We start from the raw sequence: 17774 nt of genomic DNA, 5'->3' as shown, positions 1-17774 counted from the left end.
CGCCTCGACATCCCGAAGGGCGGGCGGACTCGGGCCGGCGCGGCTCCGGTCCGCCTCGTCGAACCCGCCCGGCAGGCGTTGCCATTCAGGGGTTGCTAGGTTCGGATGGGGTGCGTAACGCTTGCGGCATGGCAAGTACGCCCGCCGATCGTATCGAACAGGCCCTCGTCCGCATCGAGAAAGCCGCCGCAGCGCGGGCCTATGCCTGCGAACGGATCACCCAGCGCCACGCCAAGCTGCGCGCCCGCATCGAGGATGCGGTGAGTTCGCTCGACGCGCTGATCGCGCGCGAAGCCGGGGCGGAGCAGGACTGATGGCGGATATCGACATCTCCGTCGCTGGCCGCAGCTATTCGGTCGCCACCCGCGAAGGCGACGAAGGGCATATTCGCCACCTCGAAGCGATCCTGCAACGCCATGCCGACACCGCCCTGCGCGCGTCGGGCGGCCTGAACGCCGAGCGCACGCTCGTCTATCTCGCGCTGATCCTCGCCGACCTGCTCGACGAGACCGAACGCAATCCGCCGGAGGGCGTCTCGCCGGTCCTGCTGGAGCGCATCGCCGATCGGCTGGAAGCCGTTGCCGCGGCGCTCGAAGAGGATGCAAGCGAGGCATAGGCCTCGTGCCTCCTTCGCCCCCGGCTTTCGCGGCGCTGGCGCAAGGAGGGTAGTTGCGGGAGCGCCTTCAAGCCCCTACATCCGTCCATGGCGGGCACTGCCCGGTACGAGCCATAGCAATTATCCCTGAGGCTATTCATCATCCATGGGGGCTGTCCCTGTGCGGATCCTGGTCCGCGGCATATGGTCCCCACCTGACGTAACGGGCGTCAGTGGATATTCTGGCAAACGGCCATGGCGGTCCCGCCACCGCTCCCCTAGAAGCGTGGCATGATCGACAAGCTAGCCCTGCGGGCACAGCTCCGCGCCGAGCGCGACGCCTTCGCCATCGAAGCCAGCGAAGCGATCCTCGCGCCCGAGGCGTTCGTCGATCGCCTGGCCGCCGGGGCCACCGTCGCCACCTATGTCGCCATCGGCAGCGAAGCCGACCCCACCCAGCTCGCCGCCGCCGCCGCGGAGAAGGGTTGCGCGCTCGCCCTCCCCTTCGTCGTCGATCGCGCCGCGCCGATCCGGTTCCTGGCATGGCGGATGGGCGAGCCGCTGGCCGACGGCCCGTTCGGCCTGCGCCAGCCACGCGCCGACAGCCCGGAAGTGGCGCCCGACGTGATCCTGACGCCCCTTGTCGGTTTCGACGCGCGCCTCAACCGCCTCGGCCAGGGCGCCGCGCATTACGACCGCGCCTTTGCTCGCTATCCCGATGCCTGGCGCGTCGGCGTCGCCTGGGCGATGCAGGAAGTGCCGGCCGTCCCCTCCGACATCTGGGACGTGCCGCTCCAGGCCGTGATCACCGAGAAAGGCATGACATGGCACGCGGGGGCGTAGCGCCGAGCTGGCGCAAGCCGGCGGGCGCACTGGGCATCGTCGCCTGGATCCTGGCGTGGATCGTCCTGGTGGCGAGCTTCTCGCACTGGATCGGGCAGCTGCACGTTCTCGCCCAGCTGCCGATCTACGTGGTGACGGGCATCGTCTGGATCCTGCCGCTCGGCGGGGTGCTGCGCTGGATGGAGACGGGGCGCTGGCGCCGCGCCTGAAGGCGCATGGCGCGAGTGACGGGGCTCGAACCCGCGACCTCCGGCGTGACAGGCCGGCGCTCTAACCAACTGAGCTACACCCGCATCCGCGCACGAGAATGGACCATAGCCGCCACGGCATCGGTCCCCCGGGCTCCGCACGAGCGGCGCCTTTCCGGTCCGGCAATGGGGAATGGCGCGAGTGACGGGGCTCGAACCCGCGACCTCCGGCGTGACAGGCCGGCGCTCTAACCAACTGAGCTACACCCGCTCTCTCGAAGCGAGGAGGCGGGCACTAGACGCGAGATTCGGGGGTGTCAACCGGATTGGTCGCGACTTTTTCGCCGGAGCGGACGATTATCCACAGGATCGTTCACCAAGGTCCCGTGCTCGAAGAGAAAACCGGCGATGTCCGGCTTGCCCGCCGCGTTCACCACCGTCTGGATGATGATCAGCAGCGGCACCGCGAGCAGCGCCCCGGTGGTGCCCCACACCCAGCCCCAGAAGCTCAGCGAGATCAGGATCATGATCGGGCTGATCGTCAGCCGGTGCCCCACGATCAGCGGCGTCACCACATTCGCCTCGATCAGGTGGCAGGCGATCATCACGATCGGCGGCACGAATGCCCAGCCCAGGTCCGGAAAGGTCATCAGCCCGCCCATGGCCAGCAGCAGCGCGGCGAAGACCGGGCCGAAATAGGGGATATAGTTGAGCAGCGCGACGATGCCGCCCCACATCAGCGGCGTCGGCATGCCGATCGCCCAGAGCACGCCCGCCACGATCAGCCCCAGCGTCAGGTTGATCAGCGTGATCGTGCCCAGATAGGCCGAAGTATCGTCCACCACGTCCTGGATCACGCGCGCCGTCGCCATCGCGCCGCCGAAGCTCGCGCGGCTGGTGATTGCGTTGCGCCGCAGCCGGGTCCAGCCCGACAGGAAGAAATAGATGACGAGGATGGCGAAGAACATCTCCACCAGCGCCGAGGGAGCCGAGGTGGCGAACAGGTCGATCAGCGAGCGCGGCGGCGTGGCGGCCATCACTTCGGGCTGCTTCATCGGCGCCGAGGCGAAGTTCATCACCGTCTTGTTCACGAAACTGTCGAGGTTGGCGTAGAACTCGATCAGCGGCTTCAGATTCTCCTGGATCTGCGGGATCTTGGCGGGAAGATCGCGGATCCACTGCCAGGCTGGCACCACGATCGAGGCCAGCGCGACATTCGCCGCGATGAGGAACAGCAGCACGCAGATGAACGCCGCGATCGGCGCGGGCACGCGGTGGCGCTCCAGCCATTCGAGCAGGGGCACCAGCGCGATCGCGATCACCAGCGCGGTGGTGAGCGGCAGGAAGAACACCGCGCCCGCCTGCAGCGCGAAGGGCAGCGCCAGCAACAGGCCGATGCCCGCCATGAGCGCCAGCGCCGCCATCAGCCGGTCCCGCTTCTGGCCGTCGCCCATGCTTTCCTGGCTCGATGGCCCCAGCAGGGGCACCCTTGCCGATCCGGACGACGCGCCGTCATCCAGGGGTTCGCCGCCGATGCTGCCGGGTCGATCGCTCACTTCTGCCCTTCCCTTTCGCGGCCGACCCTAGCGCGGATTGCAACGGATGTAATCCCGGCTAGTCTGATCGGGATGGGCGAACACATACTGGTCATCGACGAGGGTACCACCTCCACGCGCGCGATGCTGTTCGCGCCGTCGGGCAAGTGTCTGGGCAGCCACAGCGCCGACCTTGCCCAGCATTATCCCGGCCCGGGCCTGGTCGAGCATGATGCGGGCGAGATCTGGCGCCGCTCCCTCGAATGCGCGATGGCCATGGTCCAGCAGGCCGGCGGCGCCCAGGCGATCGCCGCGATCGGCATCACCAACCAGCGCGAGACCATCGTCTTCTGGGACAAGACCACCGGCGAGCCGCTGGCGCCGGCGATCGTCTGGCAGGACCGCCGCTCGGCCGCGATGTGCCGGGCCTGGCGCGAAGCGGGCGAGGAAGCCGGCGTCCAGGCGCGCACCGGGCTGCTGCTCGATCCCTATTTCTCCGGCACCAAGATCGCCTGGGCGATGCGCAACTGGCCGCAATTGAAGGGCGTCGGCGATCGCCTCGCCATCGGCACGATCGAGAGCTGGCTGGTGTGGAAGCTCACCGGCGGCCTGCACGTCACCGATGCCACCAACGCTTCGCGCACCCTCCTGATGGGGCTGGGCTCCGGCGGATGGAGCGACGGGCTGCTCGACATGTTCTCCGCGCCGCGCGACGCGCTGCCGGAGATCGTCGATTGCGCCGGCAGGTTCGGCACCACCAGATTGTTCGGCGGTGAAATCCCGATCTGCGGCCTGGCCGGCGATCAGCAGGCCGCGACGATCGGCCAGGCCTGTCTCGAGCGCGGCGACACCAAGGCGACCTATGGCACCGGCGCCTTCGTGCTCACCAACGCCGGCGGCACCCCGCCCTCCTCCAGGAACCGCCTGCTCGCCACCGTGCTCTGGCAGCTGGGCGGGCGGCGCACCTATGCGATCGAGGGTTCGGTGTTCGTCGCGGGCAGCCTGGTCCAATGGCTGCGCGATTCGGTGAAGCTGATCGAAACCGCGCAGGAGACCGAGGCGCTGGCCCGCTCGGTCAAGGACAATGGCGGCGTATACCTCGTCCCCGCCCTTAGCGGCCTTGGCGCGCCCTGGTGGGAACCGGAAGCCCGCGCCGCGATCTCGGGTCTCAGCTTTGCCGCTACCCGTGCCCATATCGTCCGCGCTGCGCTGGAGGCGATGGCGCACCAGAGCCACGACCTGAAGGCCGCCTTCGCTGCCGACGGCGCCGACTGGTCGCGCCTGCGGATCGACGGCGGCATGGTCACCAACGACTGGATCGCCCAGGATCTGGCCGACATCCTCGCCATCCCGGTGGACCGCCCCGATTTCGCCGAGACCACCGCGCTGGGCGCCGCGATGCTGGCGGGCGTGGGCTGCGGGATGTTCGCGGACCTCGAGGAAGCGGCCCGGATGCGCGGCGCGGGGCTGACCTTCGAGCCGAGGCTGGAGCCGGACAGGCGCGAGGCACGCCTCGCCGGGTGGAGAAGCGCAGTCACTTCGGTCGTCGCGCCCGCGAAGGCGGGGATGACGGTGGCCCAGCCGGGATAGCAACGGGGGCAGCGAGGCGGCATCTACCCCAGGAACACCCGCACATATTCCTCCACCGGGCGGCGCAGCAGCGTCTCGTTGACGAAGAAGGGGATCGACCCCTTCTCCCATCGCCCGATCCGCACGCCGGCGGCACGGCCGCGCTCGAACGCCGCTTCGGCAAGTGCCTGCGGCATCTCCAGCCGGTAGATGTTCGAGGCATCCGGATTCGGCACGCGCTTCACCTTGCCGCCATGCTCCAGCGCCGCGAACAGCGTTTCGGCGGCGCCATGCGCCGTGGCGATGCTCTCGGGAAAGCGTTGCAGCCCGTCGAGCGCAAGCAGGGCCGGTGCCCAGCCCTGATAGATCAGCCCGCCATAGAGGTGCCGCCATTCGCGCGCCTTGGCGATCGTCGCCGCCGGCCCGGCCAGCACCGCGCCAAACGGCGCACCCAGATATTTGTAGAGCGAGACATAGACCGTCTCGAACGGCGCCACATACGCCTTGCGGTCGAGCGAAGGCGGCGCAAGCAGCAGCCGCGCCGCGTCGAGGTGCATGCGCGTGCCATGCGCCGCCGCCAGCGCCGCGATCTCGGCGATGCGCTTCGGCGGGATCAGCTGCCCGTCGAGCCGCCGCACGGGACTCTCCAGCGAGATCGCGCCGACCTTGAGCGCATAGGGGCCCTTCTCGGCGGCATCGAACGCCGCGACCAGTTCCTCCTGCGTCGGCGCCACGCGCCCTGCGCCCAGGGGCACCAGGTTGATGCCCGCCAGCCGCTGCGCCATGTTGCTCTCGTCGCGATAGAGATGGCTGTCATACTGGCAGAGCGCATGCGGCGCCTCGCCGCACAGCACCCGCAGCGCGACATTGTTGGCGAGCGTGCCCGTCGGGAAGAAGGCGCAGGCCTCCTTGCCGAGATAGGCCGCAAAGGCCCCTTCCAGCGCCTCGACCGCGCCGCCGTTGAGATAGCCGTCGCGCACCGATCCGCTGCCGGCCAGCGCCGCCAGTCGCGCCGACATGGCGACCGGGTCCGGAGGCGCGGAATCGCCGACCAGCCAGACGCTGCGCGCATCGGCCGGAGGAAAGGCCGGGGCCGACTGCCACCTTGCCGCCCGGGCCAGCGGCGGCATGGCCATGGCGGCGGCGGCGAGCCCCAGGAACGCGCGGCGATCGGAATGCATCGGGTGTCTCCCTTCGGATGCCGATCCTAGCGCGCGCCGCTCCTTCCGCCAGCGCCATTACGCCTCAGGCGGCAGTCTCTCCGACGAACAACGCCCGCAGGTCCTTCTTCAGGATCTTGCCATTGGCGTTGCGGGGCAGCGTATCGGCCGCGAAGCGCACCTGCACCGGCACCTTGAACGCGGCCAGCCGCTCGCGGACGAAGCCCTGGAGCTCCGCCTCGCTCGCGCTGGCGCCCGGCGCCATATGGACCACCGCCACCGGCTCCTCGCCCAGGATCTTGTGCGGCACGCCGATCAGCGCCGCGTCCATCACCCCGGGAAAGGCATAGAGCACGTCCTCCACTTCGCTCGAATAGATGTTCTCGCCGCCGCGGATCACGATGTCCTTGGCCCGGTCGACGATATAGAGGAAACCTTCCTCGTCGAGCCTGGCCAGGTCGCCGGTGCGCACCCAGCCGTCGACAAAGGTCTCGGCGGTCGCCTCGGGCTTGCCCCAATAGCCCTTCACGATCATCGGCCCCCTGGCCCAGAGCTCGCCCACTTCCCCGACGGGAAGCTCGCGATCGCCCTCGACGGTCATGATCTTGAGGTCTGCGGTCGCCACCGGCTGGCCCGCGCTGGTCGGCCGAGTGAGATAGTCCTCGCCGCTATGCTGGGTTACCGTCGCCATCGTCTCGGTCATGCCCCAGCCATTGCCGGGCAGCGCCCCGAATTCCTCATAGATGCGCTTCACCAGCTCCGGGGCCGAGGGCGCGCCGCCATAGGAGATCGCCTCCAGGCTGGAGAGATCGTATTTTTCGCGCGCCGGATGCTCGAGCAGCTGCCAGGCGATCGTCGGCACGCCACCGGTGAAGGTCACCTTCTCGCGCTCGATCAGCCCCATCGCCTGCTCGGCGTCCCAGCGGCGCATGAACAATATGGTCTGCCCCGTCGCGATGCCGGTCATCAGGGCGGCGCTGCACGCCGTGACGTGGAACAGCGGGATCACCAGCAGGCCCACCTTGTGCGGGATCACCGCCGGCGGCACCTCGCCCCGGCGCAGCATCGCGCGCGCCGCGCTGTATCCGCTCGACAGGATGTTGGTGCAGATGTTGCGGTGCGTGCCGAGCGCGCCCTTGGGGTTTCCCGTCGTGCCGCTGGTATAGAAGATCGTCGCATCGTCCTCGGGCGAGACCGCCACCTGCGGGAAGGGAATGTCGGGCAGGCCGGCCCAGTCCTTCCGCGTGCCGATCAGCACCTCCAGGCGGCTGGCGTTGCCCCCCAGCTCCTCGTCGCAGCGGCTCACCACCACGCGCTCCAGCGCGGGCAGCTGCGCGTAGCAATCCTTCAGCCGCGCATGCCGCTCGGCATCGACGAAGAGGATCTTCGCGCCCGAGTCCTTCAGCCCATATTCGAGCTCGCCGCCCGTCCACCATGCATTGAGCGGCACGATGATCGCGCCCAGGCTGGTCGCCGCGAAGAAGATCGTCGGCCATTCGGGCAGGTTGCGCATCGCCAGCGCGACGCGGTCTCCCTTCCCCACCCCCATCTCGGTCAACCATTGCGCGAGGTGGCAGACCGCGCGGTAGTTCGCGTCATAGGTGACCCGCTCGTCCTCATAGATGGTGAAGACGCGGTCGCCATAGAGCCGCACCAGCTGCTGGAGCACGCCGAGCGTGGGCGGTGCGTTCTTCCAGATCCGCGTCGGCACGCCGCGAATGTCCACCTCGTCCATCTCGAAGCGCGCGCCCGGCGCGGTAAGCGCGGCCTTCACCTGCGCCAGCGACATCGCCGGCCAATTGGGGTCGAGCGGGACGATCGGTTCGGGGGCCAAGGCGATTCTCTCCAATCTATGTGCGTTATGTTTCTAGAATGTTGGGTTTGGCACCGGATGCCGTACCGTAAACAACGTTAGTGTTGATTCATCGCGCGCTCAAGGCAATAGGGGAACCGCATCCGCGCCAAGATGCGAGTCACTGGTTTCGAATGAGAGGTATGCCAGCCGCATGACGATTGCCAAGCCCGAAAACCAGGGTTTCGACGCGGCCCGGCTGGCCCGGATCGATCCGTACCTGAAGACTCGCTATCTCGACTCGGGCAAGCTCCCGCACGCGCAGCTGCTGATCGCGCGCGGCGGCGAGATCGTGCATTTCTCGCATCAGGGCGCGGCCCGCGAGGGCGGCGCGCCGGTGGACGAAACCACGATCTTCCGCATCGCCTCGATGACCAAGCCGGTGACCAGCCTCGCCTTCATGATGCTGGTCGAGGAAGGGCTGGTCGCGCTCGACACGCCCGTCCACCACGTCCTGCCCGAGCTGAAGGGGCTGGGCGTGTTCAAGGCGGGCGGTGGCGGCGTGCCGTTCCAGACCCTGCCCACCGACGAGCCGATGCGCATGGTGGACCTGCTCCGCCACACTTCGGGCCTCACCTACAGCTTCCAGAACCGCACCAATGTCGACGCAGCCTATCGCGAGGGCAAGATCGAGAACTGGCACGGCAACCTGACGCTCGACGAATTCGTCGCGGCGCTGGGCGGCATTCCGCTCGAATTCTCGCCGGGCGCCGAATGGAATTATTCGGTCTCCACCGACGTGCTCGGCGCCGTGGTCGAGCGCGTCTCGGGCATGAAGCTGGGCGACTTCTTCGCGCAACGCATCTTCGTGCCGCTCGGCATGCACGACACCGGCTTCACCGTCCCGGCGGACAAGACCGATCGCCTCGCCGATTGCTGGGCGATGGTCCAGGGCAAGGGCCGGGTGATGTACGATCGCGGGGCCGAAAGCGCCTGGTCGAGGGAGCCGCGCCTGGTCTCGGGCGGCGGCGGGCTCGTCTCCACGGCGCTCGACTATCACCGCTTCTGCACCTTCTTCCTGAACAGGGGCGAGCTGGGCGGCGTCCGGCTGGTCAGCCGCAAGACGATCGAGCTGATGACGGTCAACCATCTGCCCGGCGGCTCGGACCTGCACGCCATGTCCAAGTCGCTGTTCAGCGAGACCACCAATGCCGGCACCGGCTTCGGCCTGGGTTTCGCGATCACCATGGATCCGGCCAAGGCGATGATGCCCGGCTCGCCCGGCGAATATTATTGGGGCGGGATGTTCTCGACCGCCTTCTTCATCGATCCCGTCGAGCGGCTCTCGATGGTCTTCATGACGCAGCTTTCCCCGTCCATGCTCTACCCGATCCGGCGCGAGCTGAAGACGCTGATCTATTCGGCACTGGCGGATTGAAGTGCCCTGCCCGCCCTTTCCTCGTCATCCCCGCGAAGGCGGGGATCCAGAGCCAAGGCCGACAAAGTTTGTGACCCCGGATCCCCGCCTTCGCGGGGATGACGGACAAGAGATAAATCGGAGAAGCAAGCAATGACCTCCCCCATCACCACCACTCGCCAGGGCGACGTCCTGATCATCACTTCGGACAATCCGCCGGTGAACGCGCTGGGCGCCGCGGTCCGCCAGGGCATCCAGGCGGGCATCCAGGAAGCCAAGGGCGATGACGGCATCAAGGCCGTCGTCATCACCTGCGCCGGCAAGACCTTCTTCGCCGGCGCCGACATCACCGAGTTCGGCAAGCCGATGCAGGAGCCCTCGCTCCCCGTGCTGGTCGACGAGATCGAAGCGCTCGACAAGCCGGTGATCGCCGCCGTCCATGGCACCGCGCTCGGCGGCGGCTGCGAAGTCGCCCTTGCCTCGCACTATCGCATCGCCGTCCCCTCGGCGAAGTTCGGCCTGCCCGAAGTCAAGCTCGGCATCCTGCCCGGCGCCGGCGGCACCCAGCGCATGCCGCGCGTCGCGGGCGTCGAAACCGCGCTCGAAATGGCGACCAAGGGCGATCCGATCTCGGCCGAGCAGGCCAAGGCCGCCGGTCTGGTCGATCGCCTCGCGACCGAGGGCAATCTCCTCGCCGATGCCGTCGCCTTCGCCCAGGAAGTGATCGGCAAGCCCGTGTCGCGCTCGTCCGAGCGCCCGGTCACCGTCGATCCGGCAGTATTCGAGGGCTTCCGCGCCAAGAACGCCAAGCGCTTCCGCGGCATGGACGCACCGAACACGATCATGGACCTGATCGAGCAGACCGCGGGCAAGCCCTATGCCGAGGGCGTCCAGGCCGAGCGCATGGGCTTCATGAAGCTGATCATGGGCACCCAGTCGGCGGCGTTGCGCCACATCTTCTTCGCCGAGCGCAAGGCGGCGAAGATCGACGGCATCGCCGAGGACATCGCGCTGCGCGACATCAAGCGCGTCGGCGTGATCGGCGCCGGCACGATGGGCGGCGGCATTTCGATGAACTTCCTGTCGGCGGGCATTCCGGTCACCATCGTCGAGATGGCGCAGGATGCGCTCGACCGCGGCACCGGCGTGATGCGCAAGAATTACGAGGCGACCGCCGCCAAGGGCCGGATGACCGCCGAGCAGGTGGAAGGCGCGATGGGCCTGCTCAACCCGACGCTCGATTTCGGCGCGCTCGGCGAATGCGACCTGATCATCGAGGCCGTCTATGAGAATATGGACGTCAAGAAGGAGATCTTCGGCAAGCTCGATCAAGTAGCCAAGCCGGGCGCCATCCTCGCCTCGAACACCAGCTATCTGAACATCGACGAGATCGCCGCCGCGACCAGCCGCCCGCAGGACGTGCTCGGCCTGCACTTCTTCTCGCCGGCCAATGTGATGAAGCTGCTCGAGATCGTCCGCGGCGCCAAGACCGCCGACGACGTGCTCGCCACCGCCATGGCCGTGTCGAAGAAGATCAGGAAGGTCGCCGTCATCGCCGGTGTCTGCTACGGCTTCATCGGCAACCGCATGCTGATGCCGCGCCAGGTCGAGGCGAACAAGATGCTGCTCGAAGGCGCCACGCCCGAGCAGATCGACAAGGTCCATGTCGCCTTCGGCATGCCGATGGGCCCGTTCCAGATGGCCGATCTCGCCGGTGTCGACATTGGCTGGCACCGCGACCCGAACCGGATCGAGAACATCCGCGACGCGCTCGCCGCCGAGGGCCGCTGGGGCCAGAAGAAGAATGCCGGCTTCTACGATTATGACGAGAAGCGGAGCCCCTCGAACTCACCGCGCGTCGCCGAGCTGATCGCCGAATGGCGCGAGAAGCTGGGCGTGCCGCAGCACGAGATCACCGAGGAGGAGATCGTCGTCCGCACGCTCTACACCATGGTCAACGAAGGCGCGCTGATCCTCGCCGAGAAGATGGCCCAGCGCGCAAGCGACATCGATGTGGTCTGGGTCTATGGCTATGGCTGGCCCCCGTATCGCGGCGGCCCGATGTTCTGGGCCGATACCGAGGGCCTCAAGAAGATCGTCGAGGGCCTTGAGAAATACGGCTTCGAAGTCGCCCCGCTGCTCCGCGAGAAGGCGGAGAAGGGCGAGAAGTTCAACAAGTGAGCAAAATCTCCCTCTCCCGCTTGCGGGAGAGGGCCGGGGTGAGGGCGCGAGAGAGCGGCGAGCGAGCCGCCTGAGGCACCCATTCACCCTCACCCAACCCTCTCCCGCAGGCGGGAGAGGGCTTTGGAGAAGAAAATGAGCGAAGACCTCGACCAATTCCGCGCCGAAACCCGCGCCTGGCTCGAAGCCAATTGCCCGGCCGAGATGCGCACCCCGCCCAAGTCGGACAGGGAGACCACCTGGGGCGGCCGCAATCCCGAATATGCGCATCCCGACCAGAAGGTCTGGCTCGATCGCATGGCGGCACGCGGCTGGACCGTGCCCGACTGGCCCAGCGAATATGGCGGCGGCGGCCTGAGCGCGGCCGAGACCAAGATCCTTCGCGAGGAGCTGAAACGGATCAAGGCGCGCAATCCGCTCAACTCCTTCGGCATCTCGATGCTCGGCCCGGCGCTACTGAAATACGGCACCGAGGCGCAGAAGCTCGAACATCTCCCGAAGATCGCGCGCGGCGAAATCCGCTGGTGCCAGGGCTATAGCGAACCCAATGCCGGCTCGGACCTCGCCGGCCTGCAAACTTCGGCGGAGGACAAGGGAGATCGCTTCCTGGTCAATGGCCAGAAGGTGTGGACCAGCTATGCCGACAAGGCCGACTGGATCTTCTGCCTCGTCCGCACCGACAAGCGCGTCAAGCAGGCCGGCATCAGCTTCCTGCTGTTCGACATGGCCTCGCCCGGCGTCAGCACCAAGCCGATCCTGCTGATCAGCGGCAATTCGCCCTTTTGCGAGACCTTCTTCGACAATGTCGAAGTGCCCAAGGCCAATCTGCTTGGCGAACTGAACAAGGGCTGGGACGTCGCCAAATATCTCCTCGGCCATGAGCGCGAGATGATCTCGGGCTTCGGCCTGGGCGGTACGGGCAAGGACCCGCTGGTCGAGGCTGCGCGCAAGGGCGCGGACCCGATCCTGCGCGCCCAGATCGCGCTGTTCCAGGTGCGCTCCAAGGCGTTCACCGCGATGTCGGAGAAGTTCATCGACGAGCTGAAGGCCGGCAAGGCGCATCCAGCCCAGCCTTCGATGATGAAATATTACGGCACCGAGCTGAACAAGGCCCGGCACGAGTTGCAGATGGCCGCCGGCGGATCGGATGCGCTGGAATGGGAAAGCGACGCCAGCCACCAGGGCGCCGCCGCCCGGACCTGGCTGCGCACCAAGGCCAATTCGATCGAAGGCGGCACCAGCGAGATCCAGCTCAACATCATCGCCAAGCGGATCCTGGACCTGCCGTCCTAGCTCCCTCCCCCCTTCAGGGGAGAGAGCCGGGGATAGGGGCATGAACGCCGCCTTCCCCCTCTCCCCGCCCCTCTCCCCGCAAGCGGAGAGAGGGAGAAAGGAACTCAAATGCCCCTCTACCTCAACGACGACCAGACGATGCTCCGCGACACTGCGAAGGATTTCATCGCCTCGGAGGCCCCGATCGCCCATATGCGCGCGCTGCGCGATGCCGATGACACCGCCGGCTTCTCGCGCACGCTATGGAAGCAGTTCGCCGAGATGGGCTTCACCGGCATCCTGATCCCCGAAGCGGATGGCGGCCTCGGCCTCGGCCATGTCGAGGCGGGCGTGGTGCTCGAGGAGATCGGCCGCAACCTCTCGCCCTCTCCCTTCCTTGCTACCGCAGTGGCGGCGGTCGAGGCGCTGAAGGGCAGCGCCGCCGCTCGGGCCTGGTATCCGGGCATCCTCGCCGGCGAGACCGTCGCCGCGCTGGCGATCGACGAAGGCGCCAAGCATGACGGCAGGATCGCAATGCAGGCCGAGCGCGCAGGCAATGGCTTCCGCCTCACCGGCGCCAAGCAGTTCGTAACGAACGGCCATGTCGCCGACCTGCTGCTCGTCGCCGCCCGCACCGGCAACGGCACCACTTTGTTCGCCGTTGCCGGCGATGCCCAGGGCCTCACCGCCACGCCCCAGCGCCTGGCGGACTCCAGCATCGCCGCCCGCCTTCAGTTCGATGGCGTCGAAGTCGATGCCGATGCGGTGATCGGCGAAGTCGACCAGGGCGACGGCCCGCTTGCCCGCCTGCTCGCCGCCGGCCGCACCGGTGCCTCGGCCGAGATGATCGGCGTCGGCGGCGGTGCCATGGACATGACCGTGTCGTACCTGCGCGAGCGCAAGCAGTTCGGCGTCGCCATCGGCAGCTTCCAGGCGCTCCAGCATCGCGCCGCGCATCTCTACAGCGAAATGGAAGTCGCCCGCGCCGCCGTGCTCAAGGCGCAGCAGTTGCTCGATGCCGGCCCGGAATACGCCGCCGCCGCCGCAGAGGCCGTCGCGGTCGCCAAGGCGATGACGGGGCTTGCCACCACGCTCGCCGTGCAGGAGGGTGTCCAGATGCACGGGGGCATCGGCATGACCGACGAATTCGACATCGGCTTCTTCATGAAGCGCGCCCGCATCCTCGCCGAGATGTTCGGCGACAGTAATTTCCACGCCAATGCGCTGGCGGAAAGCGCGGGGTATTGATGGCCCCCCACGCCCCCTCCCTCCCCGTCATCCCCGCAAAGGCGGGGATCCAGGGCGACAGAGCGACGCCCTGCGTGACTCTGCGCTCCCGCCCTTGCGGGGATGACGGAGGGAAGAATGGCTGACGACATCTCCGAACGCGCCACCGAACCTCAGGCGCTGGTCGACCAGCTTACCCGGCTGCTCGACGTCGAGCGCATCGACACCGATCTGTATCGCGGGCCCCGCCAGCCCGGCGGCGTCGGCCGGGTGTTCGGCGGCCAGGTGGTCGCCCAGGCGCTCCAGGCCGCGCAGCGCTCGGTCGAGGACGACAAGCTCGCCCATTCGCTCCACGCCTATTTCATGCGCCCGGGCGACGAGAACCACCCGATCATCTACCGCGTCGTGCGCGATTTCGACGGGCGCAGCTTCGCCAATCGGCGGATCATCGCGATGCAGGGCGGCCAGCCGATCCTCAACATGACCGCGAGCTTCCAGCTGCCCGCCGACGGCCTGCACCATCAGTTCGACATGCCCGACGTACCCGATCCGGACAGCCTCGTCTCCGAGCGCGACCTGCGCGAGGCGATCCGCGACGAGGTTCCGGAGAAGTTCCGCCGCTTCTTCCTGCGCGCACGGCCGATCGAGATTCGCCCGGTCAACCCGCGCAACTGGTTCAAGCCGGTGAAGAGCGCGCCCGTCCAGCACAGCTGGTTCCGCGTCGTGGCGCCCCTGCCCGACGATCCCGCGCTCCACCGCGCGATGCTGACCTACGCCACCGACATGACGCTGCTCGGCACCTGCATGCTGCCACACGGCGTCAGCTGGATGAACGGCGGGGTGCAGACCGCCAGCCTCGATCATGCCGTCTGGCTGCACGAGCCGTTCCGCTTCGACGAATGGCTGCTCTACACTACCGACAGCCCCTGGGCCGGCCATGCGCGCGGCTTCAACCGCGGGCGCATCTATGCCCGCGACGGCCGCCTCGTCGCCAGCGTGGCGCAGGAGGGGCTCGTCCGCGTCAAGGACTGAGCCCCCCTAGGGGTGCACGTCGACGCCCAGCGCCGTGAGCAGGGCGAATTGCTGGTCGGCGGAGACCATCATTCCTTCGACGCTGCCGAGCTCCCGCAGCACCATCCCGGCCAGGTCTCCCCCGCGCAGATCGGCCCGCGCAAGCTTCGCGCCGGCGAGCTGGGCATTGGTGAAATCGCAGCCACGCAAGTCCGCGCCCTCCAGCTCGGCATCGAACAGCAGCGCTTCGCGGAGCCGCGAGCCGGTCAGCGTGCAATCGGGCATGCGCAGCTCGCTCAGATCGGCGAGTTCCAGATTGCAATCGGCGATCGTGCCTGCCCATTTCACCAGCCGGCGCCCCAGCGCATGGCCGAAATCCACTTTCTGGAAGACCGCACCCCGCAGGTTGCAGCCCCGGAGCTGGCCGGCATGGAGGCTCGATCGCTCGATCCGGGCGAAGGACAGGTCGCAACGCTCGAACCGCGCCTGGTCGAGCTGCGAGAAGGCGAACTGAACCCCGACATGCCCGGCATCGTCGGCGAAGCTGCAATTCTCGAAATCGGCATCGCGCAGATCGACATTGGCGAAGCGGCACCGGATGATCCGGCAATCGCGGAACCGCGCGTCCTGCAGGCAGGTCCCAGTCAGCCGGACATCGCGCAGCACGCAGTTCTCGAACCGCATTCCCGCCAGGTCGGCGTCGCCGAACTCGCGCGCGGACAGGTCTTCGCCACACGCCACGCCGCCTGCCTCCAATGCCATGCCCCTTCTCCCGTCCGGCCTGGATAACGCCCCGACGCGAACGTATCAAGAACATATGGATCGCCCGCCTCCGGAACGCCTCCTTCCGCCCAGGCGTTGGGAGCGGAGGCGCCATGGTGGGGAGTTTTGGAAATGGCAATCGGCATGCTGCTGGCGGCACTGGTCGCGCAGGACCTGGCGCTGGTGACCGCCGATGCGGCCGATCCCGTGGCGATCGCCGCTCGGCTCGACCTCACTTCCTTCCCCAATTCCACCGCCCCGCGCCGCAAGGACGGGCTGCGCACCTTCGCCGATTATGGCTTCACCAGCGTGGTGCGTGACGGCAATGCCGCGGTGCTCGACGCCGCCGACAAGAGCTGGACCTTCCGCGTCAGCATCCTCGATCGCCGCGACAAGGCGATGAAGCTCTGCATCCTCGATCGCGCGCTGAACGGCGGCAGCTATTTCAGCGTGAAACCGATCGAAGTGGCCCAGGGCAAGGACGGCCTGTTCCGCGCCACCGGCAATTCCGTCGCCGATCCCAATTGCGCCTGAGCCAGGAAGCATTAGATCGCGGAGCATGGAAACCGCCCCGCGCCACTTCGCCTATGTCACGCTCGACGTGTTCACCGATACGCGCTTCGGCGGCAATCCGCTCGCCGTGTTCACCGATGCTCGGGGCATGACCGATGCCGAGATGCAGGCCCTGGCCGCCGAAATGAACTATAGCGAGACGACCTTCGTCCTGCCCCCTGCCGATCCGGCCCACTCCGCCCGCGTCCGCATCTTCCATCGCACCGCCGAGATGCCCTTTGCCGGCCACCCCAATGTCGGCACCGGTTTCGTCCTTGCGGGCCTGCGCCCCGACGCCGGCGACACGCTCCGCTTCGAGGAGATCGCCGGGCTGGTCAAAGTCCGCATCGCGCGCGACGATGCGGGCCGTGCGCTCGGTGCCGAAATCGATGCGCCCCAGCCGCTCCAGCTGCTCGGCACGCTTCCGGTGGCGGATGTCGCTGCCTGTCTCGGCCTCGACACAGCGGACCTGGTCACCACCACGCATGTTCCCACGCGCGCCAGCCTGGGCGTGGATTTCGTCTTCGTCGAAGTGACCGAAGAGGCGCTCGGCCTCGCCCGGCCCGACATCGCTGCCTATCAGCGTCTCGCCGATGCGGAGCGCGACAGCGCCGCGCGCCTCTCGATCTTCCTCTATGCCCGCGAGGGCAATCGCGTCCGTGCCCGCATGTTCTCCCCGCTCAGCGGCACCTGGGAGGACCCCGCGACCGGCAGCGCCAACGCCACGCTCGGCGCCCTGCTGCTGTCGCTCGGCGACGCGGAGACAGCCCGTTTCGAAATCCGCCAGGGCGTGGAGATGGGCCGCCCGAGCAACCTTGCCGTCCGCGCCTGGCGTGCGCCCGGGGGCATCCGCGCCAGCGTCGCCGGCCGCTGCGTGCCGGTGTTCAGCGGCAGCGTCGCGCTCTAGTTCTTCGGCCGCACCACATAGGCGCTGGGCAGATACAGGAACACCTCGGTCAGGCTGGCCCGCGCCCATTCGACCGGCCGGTCCAGGCCACGCACTTCCACGCCATAGCCCGTGCCGAACTTCGCCGCCGTCGCCTCGGCATCCGCTGCGATCAGCCCGATGATCTGCGGGCGATACTGGTCGGGATTGACCACCGAGAGGGTGAGATCCCCCTTTTCGGTCATCTCCGCCCGGCCGACGCTCGGCACTGCCTTGAGAAAGCGCGTAATCCGGTCGAGCGCGGTCTTGGCGTCGACACCGGGCGCGAGGCGCGTCTTGACCAGGAACACCGTCTTGTCGGTGTCCGGCCGCCCGTCGTTCGACAAGGGGAGGTTCCGGTAGTTGGCCACGGTCAGCGGCTCGACGACATATTCGCCCGTCGCCAGTTCCACGTCATATCTGCCGGCCAGGTCGATCGCGCCCCGGATCATCGCATAGATCTCGTCGCGGCGCTTGCCCGCCTCGCGCGTGTCGCCGGCAACCCGCACTTCCTGCACCGCGAAGTCGGCCGTGCGGCGCAGGGTGATGATCGGCATGGTATCCGAATAATCGTCCGCCTCGCGCCGCGAGCCGGTCACCACGATCTCCTGCGCACTCGTGGCCTCGACCGCCTGCTGCGCGAAGGCCGGCCCGACCGATATCAGTGAGAATGCCGCCAACAGCCATTTCATGTTCATGCCCGCTCTCCCTCTGTTGCTCGGGAGATTGCGAAGCGGCCCGCCCC

17 protein-coding genes and 2 tRNA genes are annotated in these 17774 nt (G+C 67.8%); 12 read left to right on the top strand and 7 right to left on the bottom strand.

Annotated elements, in window-relative coordinates; all coding sequences use genetic code 11:
- Window positions 1-128 precede the first annotated feature (128 nt).
- The 4 genes from FHR20_RS07195 to FHR20_RS07180 all read left to right on the top strand — a co-directional run bounded on the left by FHR20_RS07195 (window position 129) and on the right by FHR20_RS07180 (window position 1647).
- Entirely contained in the window at window positions 129-314 is a 186-nt protein-coding gene (locus FHR20_RS07195) for a hypothetical protein (protein ID WP_086129626.1), read from the top strand.
- Window positions 314-616: a cell division protein ZapA gene (locus FHR20_RS07190; protein ID WP_167298851.1), complete on the top strand. Its 303-nt coding sequence runs from the start codon at window positions 314-316 to the stop codon at window positions 614-616. Before FHR20_RS07195 ends, FHR20_RS07190 begins: the two co-directional genes overlap by 1 nt.
- A gap of 270 nt (window positions 617-886) precedes the next feature.
- On the top strand, window positions 887-1438 hold the full coding sequence (locus FHR20_RS07185) for a 5-formyltetrahydrofolate cyclo-ligase (RefSeq protein ID WP_167298850.1): 552 nt from the start codon (window positions 887-889) through the stop codon (window positions 1436-1438).
- Entirely contained in the window at window positions 1420-1647 is a 228-nt protein-coding gene (locus FHR20_RS07180) for a DUF2842 domain-containing protein (protein ID WP_167298849.1), read from the top strand. Before FHR20_RS07185 ends, FHR20_RS07180 begins: the two co-directional genes overlap by 19 nt.
- Window positions 1648-1654: 7 nt before the next feature.
- Here the strand turns inward: FHR20_RS07180 and FHR20_RS07175 are convergent.
- The 3 genes from FHR20_RS07175 to FHR20_RS07165 form a co-directional block, all read right to left on the bottom strand.
- Window positions 1655-1731, bottom strand: a tRNA-Asp gene (locus tag FHR20_RS07175).
- An 89-nt stretch (window positions 1732-1820) separates the two neighbouring features.
- Window positions 1821-1897: transfer RNA gene (locus FHR20_RS07170), tRNA-Asp, on the bottom strand.
- 46 nt (window positions 1898-1943) lie between these two features.
- A complete protein-coding gene (locus FHR20_RS07165; RefSeq protein ID WP_380926226.1) occupies window positions 1944-3182 on the bottom strand; it encodes an AI-2E family transporter in 1239 nt (412 codons plus the stop codon).
- A gap of 72 nt (window positions 3183-3254) precedes the next feature.
- Between FHR20_RS07165 and FHR20_RS07160 the strand changes: the two genes are divergently transcribed.
- Window positions 3255-4751, top strand: a complete 1497-nt coding sequence (locus FHR20_RS07160; RefSeq protein WP_167298848.1) for a glycerol kinase — start codon at window positions 3255-3257, stop codon at window positions 4749-4751.
- A 23-nt stretch (window positions 4752-4774) separates the two neighbouring features.
- Here FHR20_RS07160 and FHR20_RS07155 read toward each other — a convergent pair whose 3' ends face one another.
- Entirely contained in the window at window positions 4775-5911 is a 1137-nt protein-coding gene (locus tag FHR20_RS07155) for a threonine aldolase family protein (protein ID WP_167298847.1), read from the bottom strand.
- A 64-nt stretch (window positions 5912-5975) separates the two neighbouring features.
- Complete coding sequence (locus FHR20_RS07150) at window positions 5976-7679, bottom strand: class I adenylate-forming enzyme family protein (RefSeq protein WP_167299416.1); 1704 nt, start codon at window positions 7677-7679, stop codon at window positions 5976-5978.
- A gap of 217 nt (window positions 7680-7896) precedes the next feature.
- On the opposite strand from FHR20_RS07150, the gene FHR20_RS07145 reads away from it, so the two are divergent.
- The 5 genes from FHR20_RS07145 (at window position 7897) to FHR20_RS07125 (ending at window position 14811) form a co-directional block, all read left to right on the top strand.
- Window positions 7897-9120: a serine hydrolase domain-containing protein gene (locus FHR20_RS07145; RefSeq protein ID WP_167298846.1), complete on the top strand. Its 1224-nt coding sequence runs from the start codon at window positions 7897-7899 to the stop codon at window positions 9118-9120.
- Window positions 9121-9252: 132 nt separating this feature from the next.
- Window positions 9253-11280 carry a 3-hydroxyacyl-CoA dehydrogenase NAD-binding domain-containing protein gene (locus FHR20_RS07140; protein WP_167298845.1) on the top strand — a complete coding sequence of 676 codons (2028 nt, stop codon included), beginning with the start codon at window positions 9253-9255 and terminating at the stop codon, window positions 11278-11280.
- A gap of 135 nt (window positions 11281-11415) precedes the next feature.
- Entirely contained in the window at window positions 11416-12573 is a 1158-nt protein-coding gene (locus FHR20_RS07135) for an acyl-CoA dehydrogenase family protein (RefSeq protein ID WP_167298844.1), read from the top strand.
- Window positions 12574-12681: 108 nt separating this feature from the next.
- Entirely contained in the window at window positions 12682-13800 is a 1119-nt protein-coding gene (locus tag FHR20_RS07130; protein ID WP_167298843.1) for an acyl-CoA dehydrogenase family protein, read from the top strand.
- 117 nt (window positions 13801-13917) lie between these two features.
- On the top strand, window positions 13918-14811 hold the full coding sequence (locus FHR20_RS07125) for an acyl-CoA thioesterase (protein ID WP_167298842.1): 894 nt from the start codon (window positions 13918-13920) through the stop codon (window positions 14809-14811).
- A 6-nt stretch (window positions 14812-14817) separates the two neighbouring features.
- On the opposite strand, the gene FHR20_RS07120 is transcribed toward FHR20_RS07125, so the two are convergent.
- Entirely contained in the window at window positions 14818-15552 is a 735-nt protein-coding gene (locus FHR20_RS07120) for a pentapeptide repeat-containing protein (protein WP_167298841.1), read from the bottom strand.
- A gap of 132 nt (window positions 15553-15684) precedes the next feature.
- Here FHR20_RS07120 and FHR20_RS22685 point away from each other — a divergent pair, with 132 nt between their 5' ends.
- Together FHR20_RS22685 and FHR20_RS07110 are read left to right on the top strand one after the other, a co-directional pair.
- Window positions 15685-16086, top strand: a complete 402-nt coding sequence (locus tag FHR20_RS22685) for a hypothetical protein (protein ID WP_208413434.1) — start codon at window positions 15685-15687, stop codon at window positions 16084-16086.
- Window positions 16087-16111: 25 nt separating this feature from the next.
- Window positions 16112-17011, top strand: a complete 900-nt coding sequence (locus FHR20_RS07110; protein ID WP_167298840.1) for a PhzF family phenazine biosynthesis protein — start codon at window positions 16112-16114, stop codon at window positions 17009-17011.
- On the opposite strand, the gene FHR20_RS07105 is transcribed toward FHR20_RS07110, so the two are convergent.
- Window positions 17008-17727 carry a TonB-dependent receptor gene (locus FHR20_RS07105; protein ID WP_167298839.1) on the bottom strand — a complete coding sequence of 240 codons (720 nt, stop codon included), beginning with the start codon at window positions 17725-17727 and terminating at the stop codon, window positions 17008-17010. The genes FHR20_RS07110 and FHR20_RS07105 overlap by 4 nt on opposite strands.
- Between the last annotated feature and the right edge of the window lie 47 nt (window positions 17728-17774).

This window comes from Sphingomonas leidyi, assembly GCF_011761945.1.
Taxonomy (GTDB): domain Bacteria; phylum Pseudomonadota; class Alphaproteobacteria; order Sphingomonadales; family Sphingomonadaceae; genus Sphingomonas; species Sphingomonas leidyi.
The sequence above is the reverse complement of the archived record's forward strand: the minus strand, read 5'-3'. Positions and strand labels throughout refer to the sequence as shown.